This window comes from [Lactobacillus] rogosae (assembly GCA_900112995.1).
In the GTDB taxonomy this organism is placed as follows: domain Bacteria; phylum Bacillota; class Clostridia; order Lachnospirales; family Lachnospiraceae; genus Lachnospira; species Lachnospira rogosae.
This window is the reverse complement of the sequence record FONU01000014.1, coordinates 55903-72195: the sequence shown is the minus strand read 5'-3', so window position 1 is coordinate 72195 and position 16293 is coordinate 55903. Positions and strand designations below refer to the sequence as shown.

Annotated in this window: 12 protein-coding genes; 3 read left to right on the top strand and 9 right to left on the bottom strand. The window is 36.8% G+C overall.

What is annotated here, in order from left to right; all coding sequences use genetic code 11:
• Positions 1 to 56: 56 nt before the first annotated feature.
• The 3 genes from rlmD to BM157_RS07465 form a co-directional block, all read right to left on the bottom strand.
• On the bottom strand, positions 57 to 1811 hold the full coding sequence (rlmD, locus tag BM157_RS07475; RefSeq protein WP_090140520.1) for a 23S rRNA (uracil(1939)-C(5))-methyltransferase RlmD: 1755 nt from the start codon (positions 1809 to 1811) through the stop codon (positions 57 to 59).
• A 14-nt stretch (positions 1812 to 1825) separates the two neighbouring features.
• Complete coding sequence (locus tag BM157_RS07470; RefSeq protein ID WP_090140518.1) at positions 1826 to 2767, bottom strand: 3'-5' exoribonuclease YhaM family protein; 942 nt, start codon at positions 2765 to 2767, stop codon at positions 1826 to 1828.
• Positions 2768 to 2868: 101 nt separating this feature from the next.
• Positions 2869 to 4098, bottom strand: a complete 1230-nt coding sequence (locus BM157_RS07465; protein WP_055173872.1) for a S1C family serine protease — start codon at positions 4096 to 4098, stop codon at positions 2869 to 2871.
• Between the two features lie 278 nt (positions 4099 to 4376).
• Between BM157_RS07465 and BM157_RS07460 the strand changes: the two genes are divergently transcribed.
• From BM157_RS07460 to BM157_RS07450, 3 genes are read left to right on the top strand one after another with little or no spacing between them, the layout of a single operon-like run.
• Positions 4377 to 6752: an endonuclease MutS2 gene (locus BM157_RS07460; protein ID WP_090140516.1), complete on the top strand. Its 2376-nt coding sequence runs from the start codon at positions 4377 to 4379 to the stop codon at positions 6750 to 6752.
• A gap of 27 nt (positions 6753 to 6779) precedes the next feature.
• Positions 6780 to 7481, top strand: coding sequence for a response regulator transcription factor (locus tag BM157_RS07455; protein WP_022501632.1), 702 nt, complete (start codon positions 6780 to 6782; stop codon positions 7479 to 7481).
• A gap of 17 nt (positions 7482 to 7498) precedes the next feature.
• On the top strand, positions 7499 to 8917 hold the full coding sequence (locus tag BM157_RS07450) for a HAMP domain-containing sensor histidine kinase (protein WP_090140514.1): 1419 nt from the start codon (positions 7499 to 7501) through the stop codon (positions 8915 to 8917).
• A gap of 215 nt (positions 8918 to 9132) precedes the next feature.
• On the opposite strand, the gene BM157_RS07445 is transcribed toward BM157_RS07450, so the two are convergent.
• The 6 genes from BM157_RS07445 to BM157_RS07420 form a co-directional block, all read right to left on the bottom strand.
• Complete coding sequence (locus BM157_RS07445) at positions 9133 to 10866, bottom strand: methyl-accepting chemotaxis protein (RefSeq protein WP_022501630.1); 1734 nt, start codon at positions 10864 to 10866, stop codon at positions 9133 to 9135.
• 181 nt (positions 10867 to 11047) lie between these two features.
• Positions 11048 to 13516, bottom strand: coding sequence for a helix-turn-helix transcriptional regulator (locus BM157_RS07440; protein ID WP_055307089.1), 2469 nt, complete (start codon positions 13514 to 13516; stop codon positions 11048 to 11050).
• A gap of 104 nt (positions 13517 to 13620) precedes the next feature.
• Positions 13621 to 14115, bottom strand: coding sequence for a tRNA (cytidine(34)-2'-O)-methyltransferase (locus BM157_RS07435; protein WP_055173869.1), 495 nt, complete (start codon positions 14113 to 14115; stop codon positions 13621 to 13623).
• 22 nt (positions 14116 to 14137) lie between these two features.
• Complete coding sequence (locus BM157_RS07430; RefSeq protein ID WP_090140512.1) at positions 14138 to 14614, bottom strand: chemotaxis protein CheX; 477 nt, start codon at positions 14612 to 14614, stop codon at positions 14138 to 14140.
• 30 nt (positions 14615 to 14644) lie between these two features.
• Positions 14645 to 15805: a pyridoxal phosphate-dependent aminotransferase gene (locus BM157_RS07425; RefSeq protein WP_022501626.1), complete on the bottom strand. Its 1161-nt coding sequence runs from the start codon at positions 15803 to 15805 to the stop codon at positions 14645 to 14647.
• Positions 15802 to 16284 (bottom strand): Lrp/AsnC family transcriptional regulator, encoded by a 483-nt coding sequence (locus BM157_RS07420; RefSeq protein WP_055173863.1) that lies wholly within the window; start codon positions 16282 to 16284, stop codon positions 15802 to 15804. The genes BM157_RS07425 and BM157_RS07420 overlap by 4 nt, the downstream gene beginning before the upstream one ends.
• Positions 16285 to 16293 lie beyond the last annotated feature (9 nt).

The window sequence follows — 16293 nt, the reverse complement described above, 5'->3', positions numbered from 1 at the left end:
GTCCTTTTTTCGCTACTTAGCAGTAAGATAGACTCACGATGCTGCTTATCCACAATCTATATGATTCCAAAATGTCTAAATGCCTGCATAATTGCATCTTCCTTCTCCGGTGTACACTGTGGCTGTCTCGCATTCTCTGATTTTGCCAAATTGAAGTTCTCACCAACATCCAAACCACATTTCTTCTTAATCTGTGCAATATACAATGAAGAAACCTTCAGTCCTGTCTGCTCCAGTACATAAGTCTTTATCTGCTCATAAGTTGCTTTTCCCCTAAATCCAGATAAATCCATATCCTCCAGGGAGAAGTCAACCTTCACTTTTCTGCTGTCGACCATTCCCTTGGAAAGTAAGACAACAGTCTCCACATGGACTGTATTCCCAAACTGGTCAACCGGCTGTACTTTCACAATCTTATATCCACGCTCCGATAACACCTTTAAATCCCTTGCAAGTGTTGCCGAATCGCAGCTTACATACACAACTCTCTGTGGTGACATTGTAACAATAGTATCCAGAAGCTTCTCATCACAGCCTTTTCTTGGTGGGTCTACCACTATAACATCCGGTCTTGTCATATTGTGACCTGTACCATCATCTGCTTTCCTGCTTTCATAAAATGCTGTGACTACTTCTTCTGCCTTTCCTACAAAGAACTCTGCATTATCTATTCCGTTAATCCCAGCGTTATTCTTCGCATCTTCAATCGCCTGTGGAACTATCTCTACACCGTATACCATTCCTGCATTTTTTGCCAAAAATAACGAGATTGTTCCTATTCCACAATACAGATCCCACACTGCCTCATTGCCTGTAAGATTAGCAAATTCCAATGCTTTGTTATAAAGCACTTCTGTCTGTTTAGGATTAACCTGAAAGAATGAAAGCGGTGATATCTGGAACTTTATATCTCCAATGTAATCTTCTATATAAGGTCTTCCATAAAGAGTTACACATTCCCTACCAAGTATTACATTAGTATCCTCTTTATTAATATTGACAACCAGCGAAGCTATATTTAACTTTCTTCCACTGTTATTACTTGTATTATTATCACTACCTGATAAAGTGTTATCACTTGCTGAAATGCCACTATTAAGCCGCTCAATCACTCTTACAAGTCCATCTGCCGCCTCTTTTCTTAACATTTTCTTAGTAACAAGACAGACCATAATCTCATCAGTATGAAATCCTGTTCTTATAAGTATATGTCTTAAAGTTCCCTTATGGATATTCTCGTTATAGGCTCTTACCCTGTAATCTTTCATCCACTGCCTGACGGCTGTTAATATTACAGAGTTGTTCTCATCACCTAAAAGGCAGTCATCACAAGGAATTATTGAATGTGTATGACCTGCGTAAAATCCCATAATAATATTACCGTCTTTATCCTCACCTACAGGATACTGTGCTTTGTTGCGGTATCTGAATGGCGTGTCCATACCAAGAATGTCACACATTTCATAATCTACGCCTTCTGTAAGTCCACCTATTCTCTGTAAATTATCACTGACAAGCTTCTGTTTGTACTTAAGCTGTGCAGCGTAACTCATAGCCTGTAACTGACAGCCGCCACACTGCCTTGCTATATTACATTCCGGTGTAACCCTGTCCTTTGACGGTGTTATGATATTCATAAGTCTGGCATATCCGTAATTCTTCTTTGCCTTCATAATCTTAACTTCTACTACATCACCTATGACTGTATCTTTTACAAATAATGTATAGCCGTCTATCTTGCCTATTCCTTCTCCTGTTACTCCTATATCCTCTATTGTAACCTGTACAATATCATTCTTACTATATGCCATAACTGTTCCTCACATTAACAACTTGTTCTTCTTATGTTGGATTCAAGCCATCTGTTAAATCCAAGCCAGTCATTAGTGTCTTTGGCTTCAAGACATTCCCTTAAAGTTTCAAGCTTTGCATCCATATTATCTGCCATAGAAAGTGCTAGTGCTTCTGCTATTGCCGGCTTCTTAGGTGAACCATATTCTAACTCACCGTGATGTGATAATATACAATGGCCAACCTCATTAGCTAATATCTCTGGAAAATCTGGTATATGTCTGATTTTTTCAATAACCATTTCGTAGCCAATCACTATATGACCTATAAAATTCCCCTCATCTGTGTAGTCATTTCTTGGAAATTCACTTAATTCCCTTACCTTGCCTACATCGTGAAGCATTGCACAGCTTATAAGCAGATCCCTGTTAAGGAAATCGTAATTCTCACTCATCTTTGCACATAATCTTGTAACACTTAGGCTGTGTTCAAGCAGTCCACCCATAAATCCGTGATGTACTGTCTTGGCTGCTGACGTATTCTTGAACTTTTTAATAAATACTTCATCTTCAACGAAAAATGCTTCCAAAAGCTGCTTTATGTATGGATTATCTACACTTCTTACGAATCCTAATAATTCCTCATACATCTGCTCTATATCATATCTTGAAGATGGAATATAATCTGTTGGTGTGTACTCATCCTCTGCTGCCACACGAATTCTTTCTATTTTAAACTGTAATGCACCATTATAACTTGTAACCTGTCCATTAACAAATACATAATCATTAACTTCAAAATCGCATATTCCACCTGAATTAACGTCCCATATCTTTGAATCTATCTGTCCTGTCTTATCTATAAGTATAACATTCTCGTATTCTTTTCCAGCCTTAGTAAGTGCTGATGACTTGGATTTACACAGGTATACCTCTGAAATTCTGTCTCCGTCTTTAAATGTTTCTATATAACGCATACTCTTCCTCCATTCAATCAGATTTCTCTCTGATTTCAATTAATCTTATTATATTCTTATCTCAACTATTTAATTCTACTCTGTACTGTCAAGTAGCTGCTTTATCTGTATTCCACATTGACATCATAAGATACTTCAAAATACCCTGATTTACCAAGCCTTTTTACAAGGACATTAACGCTCTGTCCTGACTGGCATCTGTACAGCTTCTCATTCAGCTTCTGCATAGTAAGACATTCCTCGCCATTTACCTCTACAATTACATCTCCTGTCTGAAGTCCTGCCTGATATGCCGGCGACTCCTGCTCAACTGCAAGTATATATATTCCTGTTGTAAGACTGTATTTATCTGCCAATTCATTGTCTACATTCTCTGCTTTAATACCAAAATACATAATCTCCTGACGGTTTATCATATTCTCAATAGTACCTTTAAGATCTGATATTCCCATAAACTTAAGCTTGACATCTTTATTACTGTGTACAGATATTCCTACAACATTGCCGTCCGAATTAAATAAAAATGCGTAATCTTCATCTTTGGCTGTAAGATTAGTTTCAAATATGTCTACATTATTATCTATAAGGCTGTACGAGCTGATATTGGTTATAGTTCCATAATCTACTGCCCCATCCGTTCCATATATATTGCCTGCGGCAATTACAAGCTCACCCTTGTTAAGTATATATGAATTACTAAGAACTGATACCTCTATGCTTGTCCTGTCGTCCTCACTCATCTGTTCAGCATCAACACTTATTATACTTATACCTGTATTACTGTCTGAGCACACATATACCGCCTTATATTCATTATCATTAACCTTAACACTTATATCCGCAGTATTATCAGTATATTTCTTTGATGTAAGTATAATATATCTTGAATTCACATAGGCAACAATAAGTCCTGCCGTAGATGTTACATTTTCCCTGTTCTCAATATAATTCTCATAATTAAGCCCTTCCGTGCTTTCCTGAATTATGACAACTGACTTCTGCACATCATCTACCTTCGTTCTTAACGACTGCATTAATGTATCATAATCCTTCTTAATCTGTGGCTGTCCTTCTTCATCCTCAACAACAACAGGCTCCGGATATTCATCTCTTGTGAATTCAATTCTATCCTGTTCTGCTTTCTTCTTATCAAACTTCGCCTTTACTGACGGCACAATAAGCTTGTCAGCCGCTATATACACCACTCCTGCTATTATTATCAATATAAGTATCTTAATTGTTCTTATAAGATTCTTATATTTAACCTTAGGACTTAATACAATCTTTTCCGTATATAAATCGTATTTCTGCTCAGTATCTTTATGTTCCATATTATCCCTCATTCTTATTCATTAACAGATGCTTACGCATCTGATATGTTAAATCACAAGTACATTTTTCTTCTGACTATCCGGTTATTACGCAATATAAATAAAGTATACACTATGTTTATGAACAAACTATGACATAGATGTTAAAAAGTCGGCTCTTTCTTAAATTTATCCTATGGTTTTAATCGGTTTTAGTATATAATAAGAGAGGATTGTCAGCTTTTATCACTAATAGCAGACATATAATAATTATTATTTGAAATGACAGGAGTATTACATTGAATAATAAATCATTATCAACACTTGAATATAATAAAATAATATCTCGTCTTGTATCTTTTGCCTGTTCTGATGGTGCAAAGCAGATACTTCATAAGCTTGAGCCTATGACTGACATAGACAAAATCAATACAGCACTTGATTATACTAATGATGCACTTACCCGTGTATACCAGAAGGGAAGTGTGGATTTCTCAAGGATAAAAGATATCAGGGGAAGCATTGCAAGACTTAAAGTCGGAAGCTCTCTTAATGCACTTGAGCTTCTTAACATATCTATGTTATTAGAATGTGCTGCCCACATAAAGGGATACTATGAACAGCGTGCTGACTCAATACAACCTTTAATAGACATGCTTGACCCTGTTACACTTCTTAATAACACAATTAAGAAATGTATTATATCAGAAGATGAAATCAGTGATGATGCAAGTGCGAACCTCCGCAGTATAAGACGTCAGAAAAATATAGCTGCTGACCGCATACACACTGAACTTAATAAAATATTAAATTCACCATCTACAAGAACTTATCTTCAGGATTATGTGATAACAACAAGACAGGGACGTTTCTGTCTGCCTGTTAAAGCTGAATACAAATCACTTATGCCTGGTATGGTTCATGACCAGTCATCGACCGGTTCTACTGTATTTATTGAGCCTGCCGCAGTTGTCAAGCTTAACAATGATATAAGAGAGCTTGAACTTAAGGAACAGGCTGAGATTGAAGTTATTCTTGCAGATTTAAGTGCTAAAGCCGCAGAATATACCGATTCACTGCTTTCAGACTATGAGATACTTACCAATCTTGACTGCATATTCGCCAAAGCACTTTTATCAAGGCATTTTAATTGCAGCCGCCCTGTTATGAATAACAAAGGTATAGTAAATATTAAAAAAGGACGACATCCTCTTATTGAGCCGCATACTGTCGTGCCTATAGACATTTATCTCGGTACAGATTTTAACCTTCTTATCATAACAGGACCTAATACCGGTGGTAAGACCGTATCCTTAAAGACTGTCGGACTTCTTACTCTTATGGCTCAGGCCGGACTTAATATTCCAGCACTGGAACATTCCGACATAGCTGTATTTGACAATATATTTGCTGATATCGGCGATGAACAGAGTATTGAACAGAGCCTTAGTACATTCAGCTCACATATGACTAATACTGTCGATATTCTTAAAAAAGCTGACAGCAACAGCCTCATTTTATTCGATGAGATTGGTGCTGGTACTGACCCTACAGAAGGTGCAGCCCTTGCAATTGCTATACTTGACAGCCTTCACAGACGTAATATTACAACAATGGCGACAACACATTACAGCGAGATTAAAATGTATGCACTCACAACCGATGGCGTGGAAAATGCCTGCTGTGAATTTGATGTACAGTCACTCCGCCCTACTTATAGGCTTCTTATCGGAGTTCCTGGAAAGAGTAATGCATTTGCCATTTCCAAAAAGCTTGGACTTTCTGACAATATAATTAATGATGCTTCACGCCGTCTTGACTCTGAAGATATCAAATTTGAAGACCTTGTAACTGATCTTGAACAAAGCCGTGTTACAATTGAACGTGAGCGTGAGGAATTAAATGAGTACAAAGCACAGATTGCCCAGTTAAAGTCTGAACTTACCAAAAAAACTGAACGTCTTGATGAACGTACTGACAATATTATAAGAAAAGCTAACGAAGAAGCTGCACGCATACTTAAAGATGCGAAAGAGTATGCTGATAAGACAATTAATGCTATGAACAAGCATGGTATGACTGTAAAAGAGCTTGAGAAACACCGCAGTGCTATCCGTGAGAAAATGAATAAGCGGCAGGAAAAGTTAAAGATTGAACCTGCCAACAACATAAGCGAGCATAAGGCTCACGATATATCTGAATTCAAGGTTGGTATGCACGTTAAGGTTCTTACAATGAACGTCATAGGTACTGTATCCCAGATTCATAAGAACAAAAACCAGGTTACTGTACTTGTAGGAAGCTTAAGCACTAAAATGGATATTAAAAATCTTGCCATACTTAAAGGCTATAAGGATCCTGCTGAAACAAGTTCTAAGCCTAAGGGTGCTGGTGGCTCAGGTAAAATCAAGATGTCAAAATCATCTTCTGTATCTTCTGAGATTAATCTTCTTGGATACACTGTTGATGAAGCTATTGCCGTTCTTGACAAATATCTTGATGATGCCTATATTGCCAGAATTCCACAGGTACGAATTGTTCACGGCAAGGGAACAGGTGCTCTACGCTCTGGTATAACTTCTTATCTGCACGGGGTTCCTTATATTAAAGAATTCCGCCTTGGACAGATTGGCGAGGGTGCAGAAGGTGTTACAATTGTAACATTTAAAGATTAACTATAAATATTGTATATGGAGGCACATATGGTTGCTAAACAACGAATTTTAATCGTAGATGATGATGAGAATATAGCTGAACTCATCTCACTCTATCTTACAAAAGAATGTTTTGAAACTAAGATTGTATATGACGGCGAAAGTGCACTTGATAACCTTTCTACATTCAAGCCTAACCTCATTCTGTTAGACCTTATGCTTCCTGGTATTGACGGATATCAGGTATGCCGTGAAATCAGGAAGAATAATAATACGCCAATAATTATGCTTTCAGCTAAGGGCGAAACATTTGACAAGGTATTAGGTCTGGAGCTTGGTGCTGATGATTATATTATCAAGCCATTTGAAACAAAAGAACTTGTCGCACGTGTTAAAGCTGTATTAAGACGTTATCATCTTCCACAGACTACCGTTGCACCATCAGAAAATGCAAGATGTGTAACGTATCCTGACTTAATTGTCAATCTTGACAATTACTCAGTTACTTATGATAAAAAGGCTGTAGAAATGCCGCCTAAAGAACTTGAACTTTTATACTTCCTTGCATCTGCACCTAATCAGGTGTTCACACGAGAACAGCTTCTTGACAATATCTGGGGCTATGATTACATCGGCGATACCCGTACTGTCGATGTGCACATCAAACGAATTCGTGAAAAGATTAAAGACCACGATAAATGGTCGATTGAAACCGTATGGGGAATTGGCTACAAATTTGTGACTAAATAAGCAGGAACGGACTCAATATGAAATATAATATGCTTACCAAACAGATAACTCTATATATAATAATTGCTGTTGTAGGATTTATAGCTGTAACAACAATATGTTTCAGGCACGATTATAATAAAGTATATGACTATTATTCTGAAGTGCTTTACCAGCAGGCTAACGAAATTGCCGGCACATTTGCAAAAGATACATTAACGCCAGAATATCTTTCAGACATAGAAGCTGACCTTAAAATAGTATCTGAACTCAACCACACAAGAATTATGTTCGTAAGCCCATTCGGTGATGTTATGTTAGATACTGGATTTTCTGGAACAGCAGATTTTAATGGTTATCTATATGAACTTAAGGATTTTGATTATGGCAGGCTTAAAGGTGCACACACACAGACAGGTGATTTCTATGGTGTATTTGACGAAACTGTTGTAAGTGCATATTTTCCTATTGCCAGCAATTTCACAATGAAAGGCTATGTTGTCATCAATATGCCTGAAACTGTCATAACTGACAGGGTATATGATACGTTTAACACCAACTATCTTACACTGGTGATTGCTATGCTGCTTTCACTTTCTATGCTGGTGCTATATTTCATACATATTCACAAGCCTATCAATGAGCTTACCAAGGCTACTGAAGAATATGGAAAAGGTAATCTTTCCTACCGCATTAAGATACACCACAATGATGAAATCGGACGTCTTGCGGCTTCTCTAGATTATATGGCAAAAGAACTTAACGAAATGGACCGGTTCCAGCAGAAGTTCTTATCCAATATTTCGCACGACTTCCGTTCGCCTCTTACTTCAATAAAAGGCTACCTTGAAGCCATTGAGGACGGAACAGTACCACCGGAAATGATTAATAAATACATTAATATTGTATTATTTGAAACCGAACGACTTACCAAGCTTACAAGCAATATACTTACACTTAATGAACTTGACCCTAAGACTGTCCGCCTTGAGATTACAACATTTGATATTAACTCAGTAATAAAGCATACAATAGAAACTCTTGAGGGTTCGTGTAAAAAGAAAGGCATTAAGTTCAGCCTGACATTCTCTGGCACAGCACTTAATGTCAAAGCTGACAAAGGTAAAATACAACAGGTTATATACAACCTTGTAGATAACGCAATCAAATTCAGCCACGATAACTCCTTTATATATGTAACTGTCAAAGAAAAAGGTGATAAAGCCCAGATATCCATTAAAGATACTGGAAGCGGAATTGCCAAGAAAGATATTGATAAAATATGGGATAGATTTTATAAATCAGATGCCTCAAGAGGCCGTGACAAGAAAGGGTCTGGACTTGGACTATCCATAACTAAAGAAATAATTCAGGCACACGAAGAGCATATAGATGTAATCAGTACGCCGGATGTGGGGACGGAGTTTATATTTACGCTGCCAATTGCGAAGGGGTGATGTTAATAACGGACGATTGGCTGCAATCAACATAAGCATAAGAAGACGATGGGGAGCCGCCGGTCCTTAGTCGGCAGCCTTAGCTGGCGACTTAGTACCGCTGCGAGCGACACTCAATGCAAATGTGTCTTCGTTGCTTATGTTGATTGCAGCCAATCGTCCGTTGTTATCAATTACAGCCACCAATCAAGCATTAATATATAATTTTAGTCCTATTATCTGCTAACCGGTCTATAAAGCTTAAAGTTATTAATAAGCTTATCCAGCTCCCTGGCTCTCTGTTCAAGCTGTTCACTGATTGCTGAGCTTTCCTGTGAAGAAGCTGCTGTGTTCTGTGTAACACCTGATATCTGCTCGATACCCTGTTCAATCTGTGATAATATTTCTGCCTGATTTCTTGCTGACTCATTAGTTTCCTTAGCTACATCAGCAAACTTCTGCATTTCATTAATTGTTCCTTCAAATGCCTGTGCAACAGAGGCGGTTATCTCGTTACCCTTATTAATCTCTTCTATAGTCTTAACAATAAGTTCTCTTGTATTAACAGCTGACTTCTGGCTGTCTGTTGCAAGCTTTCCAATCTGCTCTGCAACCACTGCGAAACCACGTCCTGCATCACCAGCTCTGGCAGCTTCAATTGAAGCATTAAGTGCAAGAAGACTTGTCTGTGAAGCGATATCCTCGATAGTTGAAGTAATTGCTTCGATTTTATTAGATATTTCGATAATATTAGCCATTTCTTCTGTAAGGCTGTCCATCTTCTTACGTTCTTCTTCTGCATTTTCTGCTACCGCTAATACATTATCATATGCAGTCTGTGTCTGATCTGCACTCTTTTTAGCTAATGCCGCTACTGTTTCAACTGTAGCTGTGAGTTCTTCAACAGCACTTGCCTGGTCTGTTGTTCCCTTAGCAAGATCACCTGCTGCCTTTGAAAGATCCTCGGCACCAATATCAACCTGCTCTGATGTCTTGGCAATATTAGTTAATGTTATATTAAAATTCTTTAAAATGTATACAAATGATTCTTTGATGCTTACAAAATCTCCAAGGAAATCTGTAATTTCATCTGAATCCTTAGTTAAATCACCACTTGCAATTTCTCTTAAAACTGTTGATATTTCATCCACATATGCGTGGAGATTTAACATTGTTCCCTTAAGTGTCTTTGCCATAGCTCCGAATTCATCTTCTGATTCGTATGTTATAAGATTAGCTGCTGACATATCTCCATGATACATCTGCTCTGCCGCTTCAACAATCTGCTTGGCTGGTGTTGTAAGAACTTCTGTTATAGTTCTTGTAAAGAATGTTGAAATAAATAATAACGCAACAACAAGTATAATACCTGCTATTGTAAGTCCATTACCAAGACGCACTGACTGAGTATAATACACTGCTCCGTTCTGGTATACTAATGTCTCTATATCATTTGCTAATGACTTGATTTCGTTAACTATAGGAAGATATGTATTATAATTAAGTGCATAAGCTTCATCAATCTTTCCGCTCTTTAAAAGCTGCATAACCTGAGGTCTTACTTTCTCGCCCTCGTTAATCTTAGCCTGCATTTCTGAAAGCTTTGCTCTCGTAGCTTCTGTCTTGAAATGCTTATCCATATCATCAACTCCTGAAACGACAAGATTGACATCTTCTTCTACTGTCTTTTCAAAATTTGCATATCTATCTGCCATATTATCAGAACCTTCAGCTAAAAGTCTGTTAATGGCTCTCTGTAAATCAGTAAGACCATATTTAACATTAGCTATATCATTAACATTGTTCATTGGTCCCTGATATATTCCCTTTACATTATTAGCAACCGCTAATATACCACTTATAAGAATTACACCTATAATACATGCTATAAGAGCTACAACTCCAAGAGTAGCCTTTAACTTACGATTAATCGTATAATGCTTTAATCTTTCTTTGTACTTATTTACCATTAATTTTCCTTTCCTATTTACTCAATTTTAAACTAACTTTTGTAGTATACATATATAGAAAATGATTTTCTATTATGGTAAACCATACTTTTTATTATATGATATACTGGTTTTTGCTCCATAATCTGTTATTTTATAAGCCTGTCCGCAAGCATTAAATTACATATTATTCTATAACATATTATTTCTGTAACATCATAATTGCTGATGTTCTATTATTAACTCCAAGCTTTCTATATACGCTTGTAAGATTTTTCTCAACTGTCACTAATGCGATGTGCATCTGCTCACTAATCTCTGAATTCTTATAACCAGCCTTAACATATTCCATAAGCTCTTTTTCTCTCTTGGTAAGCTTATATGGATTGTCGTCTTTAACTGCATTAAAGCTTTCTATTCCAGCCTTGTATTTAGCGATATATGGCTTTAATGACTCAAGGAATCCGTCTGTATACACATTTTCTATAACAGGTTCTAATTCAACACCATTCTCAATAAATGGCATTATCACGTTATCGTCATATGAAAGTTCAACTGCCCACTTAATATACCTTTCAGCTTCTGTTGTATTACCCATATTATACTGTGCTATTGCCCTGTATACGCAGCCTGTTATAAATGGATATATATGTGATGTATTCTCATATGGAACCATCATCTGCTGTCCTATCATATCAAGCATTGCCCAGTCTTTCTTATAACACATAAGCTTTCCATATGTCATACAGCCGCTTCGTATGTTCCTTATCTGCTTACTACAGTTCTCAAGTCTGAAATTCTGTAACCAGTCTGACATTTTCTCCTGCTGTCCAAGGCACGCATATACATAGCCCTGCACAAGCTCAGCATCTATAATAAGAAGGGGATATGTTATATCCCTGGTCAACTCATTAAGCTTTTCAATGCCTTCATAGAATTCCTCTTTCTTACCATAATATATAAGACATTTTAATATCATATAGTAGCAGCTTATAATTATACACGTCTGGTTTCTTAAAATGTTCTGTAATAACACCTGCTTTGCTAGCCTGTAGGCTGTATCAATATCACCTGTAATCATTGCATATTCTGCATCAAAGAATTCATCCCATCCCACTCTGCTTCCCTGTGTTATTCTCATATATGCTTTAGCATATTCTTTTTCCTGCTCTATTATCTCCTTGAGCCTGCCTGACTTATTGTAATACAATGTCGTCATACACGTTGTTCCATAAGTAAGAAGTGAATTGCCAAATATAACCGATGTTCTCTCACCAAAATATTCTCTGACTTTTATTAAGGACTGATTCATCTTTTCAAGATTATTAAATTGAAGAATTGATAATATAATCATCATCTCGCCCATAAGGAACTTATTATCTTTCCATATTGGATGATTATTAATATCATTAATTATCTCTTCATATAATGGCATTACATTATGCACATTTTCCTTAGTTGACATATAATAAAGATAATTAAGCATTACAGTCGGATATTTTTCCCACATAACTTCTTCTATATTCTCTCTTACGCTCTGGAATATTCCCGGTGCTCTCTCAATAAGACGTCTTCCATTCTTTCCTGCATATAAAGCTGCAATTCTGTCCCAGTTCTTTGCCTTAGTATAATAAGCTACTGCCTTTATATAAGACTTTCGCTTTTCAGATACTTCTGCCGCCCTGTTATAAAGCATAGAAATTTCTATGTCCGATTTATTCAATTCCATACCAGACACATTTCTTAATAATGTGTGCATAGCAAATGAATGTGTTGTCACATCATAATCAAGAAATCCAAATTGCTCTACACTTTCAAGCAGGTCATTCTCTGTAACATCAAGCTGTGTGACATACTCTGCACCTTCAATATCAAACCAGTCAAAAAGTGACATTTTCATAAAGAATTCCTGCATATCTGCTGACAGCTTATCAAATATAGTTGTCTTTAACAGATGATTGACAGAAAGAAAACCACCCATTCTGCCAAGCTTCTTATATTCATATAAAGACAGATAAACAGCACTAATCCAGCCATCTGTATGCTCATATAACAAATCTGCTTCTTCAGCTGTAAGATTTATTTCATTCTCTTTAAATATTACTTTTTCTTCGTCTTTAGTAAGCTTTAAATCCTGCTGTGTGATAAGCACACTTTGTCCTTTTAGAAACATTGCTTCATATGGTATATTGTATGGGAGTATTCTTGATATAAGCACTATATGAATATTGTCTATATTATCTACAACTTCCATTATAAGGTTGTCTAATGTGACACTTGCACATTCCTGATAATCATCTACTATAAGATATACTGTATCATTGACATATTGCCTTAATATTTTAACTATATAAGACAATTCCTGCTTAGACTGTGGAAGCTGTGTATCCGACAGTTTTCCTTTTAACTCTTCACTATATTCACCCAACTTCTGGCATAATCTTTTCCACACCCAGTTGTCGTCTTTTTCTTTACTCTGCATAGGGAACCACATTTTATTATAATATGGCCTGTCATTAAAATAATGCCTTACAAGTGTGGACTTTCCATATCCCGATGGTGCTACCACCATTATAAGCTGTTTATCTATGAATTTATCCAGAGAGCTTTCTAACCTCTCTCTTATATATTCTTTCGCATAAAAATTAACGATATTGCTGTTGTTTCTCATACGTTTCGCAACTCCTGTATCCAATACACCTTACTCATCTGATATTTCTGTATATTACAAAGGATAAGGATACATAAAATGTACCCTCATCCCATTACAATTAATTACTTCCAGTGAAGCTTATGCAATTCTCCTGACAAGCTCATACTCTCAAATCCGTGCTGTCTTAATGCCTCGTAAGCAACTATTGCTACTGAATTAGAAAGATTAAGTGAACGTATATCTCCAATCATTGGAATTCTTATACATGTATCTTCGTGGTCTACAAGTATCTCCTCTGGTATTCCCGCACTTTCCTTTCCGAACATAATATAGCAGTCGTCTTCGTACTTCACATCAGCATATGTGTGATGTGCCTTAGTAGTTGCCATATATATCTTAGCACCCGGATTACGGTTAAGAAAATCTTCATAATCATTATATACTGTCACATCAAGCTTATCCCAGTAATCAAGCCCTGCTCTTTTAAGCATTTTCTCATTAAGGCTGAAACCCAGCGGCTCAATTAAATGTAATCTTGCACCTGCTGCTACACAGGTTCTTCCTATATTGCCAGTATTAGCAGGCATCTCTGGCTCATGTAATACTATATTTAACATAATTATCTTTCCTTATAATTCTTTACTGTTCTGCTATTACAGCTATATTAAGTTCAAGTGCCACTTCGTCACCTGAATGGATAGGCACACATATATTCTGTGTATATGCCTGTGTAATAGTCATATCTCCGTGACATACGCTTGGTGGTGTAATATCTATAACATATCCCTTTGTTGAGAATATTGTTGCAGCATTACCCATAATCATATTACCAAGCTCACTTATTGCACTTATAGACATATCATCAAGTGCAGTTACCGGCATACCCATCATCATCTTAGATGCCACGTCCAATGCCTTATTCAACTCAAATGCCATAATAACCTGACCCTTTAACTCACCTGTTATACCTATCATAACTGCAACCGACTCATTCTCGAATTCTGTTGTCTTGACATAAGGCTTTCCTATCTTCATCTCTGTCTGACATATTTCCTGCATTATCTTAGTCGCTGACATTAAAAATGGATTGATAAAATCTGCGTTCATTCCTGCCATAATTCTTCCTCCATTGTAGTTAATATGTACTTATAACTTTTCTATAAAGTTCTTTATTCTCTTAATTCCTTCTTTAAGGTTCTCAATTGAATAAGCGTACGATATTCTTACAAAGCCCTCACCGCTATTGCCAAATGCTGTTCCAGGAACAACTGCAAGCTTCTGGTCTTCTAGAAGTCGGCTAGCAAATTCATCTGATGTCATACCAAACTTCTTGATAGATGGAAATATATAGAATGCCCCAAATGGCTCAAAACAGTCTATTCCCATACTCTTAAGCTCATGAAGAAGAAACCTTCTTCTCTGGTCGTAGGCTGTAACCATCTTCTCTACCTCTGTATCACAATTCCTTAATGCCTCAACAGCGGCAAACTGGCTGTTAGTTGGTGCACACATAATCGCATACTGATGAAGCTTAATCATCTGCTTTATAATCTCAGCAGGTCCACAGGCATAACCTAATCTCCAGCCTGTCATAGCAAATGCTTTGGAGAAACCATTTATCATAATAGTTCTTTCTTTCATACCAGGAAGGCTTGCTATTGAGCAGTGCTTGTTATCTCCATATGTAAGCTCTGAATATATCTCATCTGATATAACATACAAATCCTTCTCTATAATAACAGGCACTAACTCCATAAGTTCTTCTCTTGTCATGATAGCACCTGTCGGATTGTTAGGAAATGGCATTATAAGAATCTTAGTCTTATCTGTAATATGCTCCAGCAATTCTTCTTTAGTAAGCTTAAACTGATTCTCCTCTTTAAGATTAATAAATACAGGAACAGCATCTGCCATAACTGCACAAGGAAGATATGATACATAACTTGGCTGTGGTATAAGTACTTCATCACCTGGGTCAACCATACATCTTAACGCTACATCTATAGCTTCACTTCCACCCACAGTTACAAGCACCTGCTTCATTGGGTCATACTGTGTATCATACTTTCTTGCAACATAGCTGCTTATTTCTTGTCTTAATTCCTTAAGTCCTGCATTAGAAGTATAAAATGTTCTTCCCTTCTCTAATGCGTATATACCTTCTTCCCTTACATTCCAAGGTGTATCAAAATCTGGTTCACCAACGCCAAGTGATATTGCATCTGGAATTTCACTTACTACGTCAAAGAACTTTCTTATACCTGAAGGCTCTATATCTACTATTTTCTTAGATAAAGCATCTCTCATGGTGTTACTAACATCCTTTCATCCTTGTCTTCTTCATCAATTACAGTTCCATAATCTTTGTATTTCTTTAATACAAAATGTGTTGATGTGCTGAGCACTGAATCCAGTGGTGCAAGCTTAGCCGCCACAAACTGTGCAACAGACTTCATAGTCTTTCCTTCAATTATAACTGTAAAATCAAAGCCACCAGACATAAGGTAAACTGATGTAACTTCATCGTATTTGTAAATTGTCTCGGCAATGCTGTCAAAACCAAGTCCTCTCTGAGGTGTAACCTTTACCTCAATAAGTGCTGTAACCTTCTCATCGCCTGTCTTATCCCAATTGATAAGGGTATTATAACCACAGATAATATGTTCCTTTTCCATATCCGCTATCTCATTCGCGACTTCTTCCTGCGCGACTCCAAGCATAACGGACATATCGTGAATGTCAATTCTACCATTATTCTCTAACAAGTTAAGGATTTTCTCTCTCATATCATTATA

Coding starts and splice junctions, on each gene's coding strand:
- rlmD (WP_090140520.1), bottom strand. CDS start 1,811: ATGGCATATAGTAAGAATGATATTGTACAGGTTACAATAGAGGATATA.
- BM157_RS07470 (WP_090140518.1), bottom strand. CDS start 2,767: ATGCGTTATATAGAAACATTTAAAGACGGAGACAGAATTTCAGAGGTA.
- BM157_RS07465 (WP_055173872.1), bottom strand. CDS start 4,098: ATGGAACATAAAGATACTGAGCAGAAATACGATTTATATACGGAAAAG.
- BM157_RS07455 (WP_022501632.1), top strand. CDS start 6,780: ATGGTTGCTAAACAACGAATTTTAATCGTAGATGATGATGAGAATATA.
- BM157_RS07450 (WP_090140514.1), top strand. CDS start 7,499: ATGAAATATAATATGCTTACCAAACAGATAACTCTATATATAATAATT.
- BM157_RS07445 (WP_022501630.1), bottom strand. CDS start 10,866: ATGGTAAATAAGTACAAAGAAAGATTAAAGCATTATACGATTAATCGT.
- BM157_RS07440 (WP_055307089.1), bottom strand. CDS start 13,516: ATGAGAAACAACAGCAATATCGTTAATTTTTATGCGAAAGAATATATA.
- BM157_RS07435 (WP_055173869.1), bottom strand. CDS start 14,115: ATGTTAAATATAGTATTACATGAGCCAGAGATGCCTGCTAATACTGGC.
- BM157_RS07430 (WP_090140512.1), bottom strand. CDS start 14,614: ATGGCAGGAATGAACGCAGATTTTATCAATCCATTTTTAATGTCAGCG.
- BM157_RS07425 (WP_022501626.1), bottom strand. CDS start 15,805: ATGAGAGATGCTTTATCTAAGAAAATAGTAGATATAGAGCCTTCAGGT.
- BM157_RS07420 (WP_055173863.1), bottom strand. CDS start 16,284: ATGAGAGAGAAAATCCTTAACTTGTTAGAGAATAATGGTAGAATTGAC.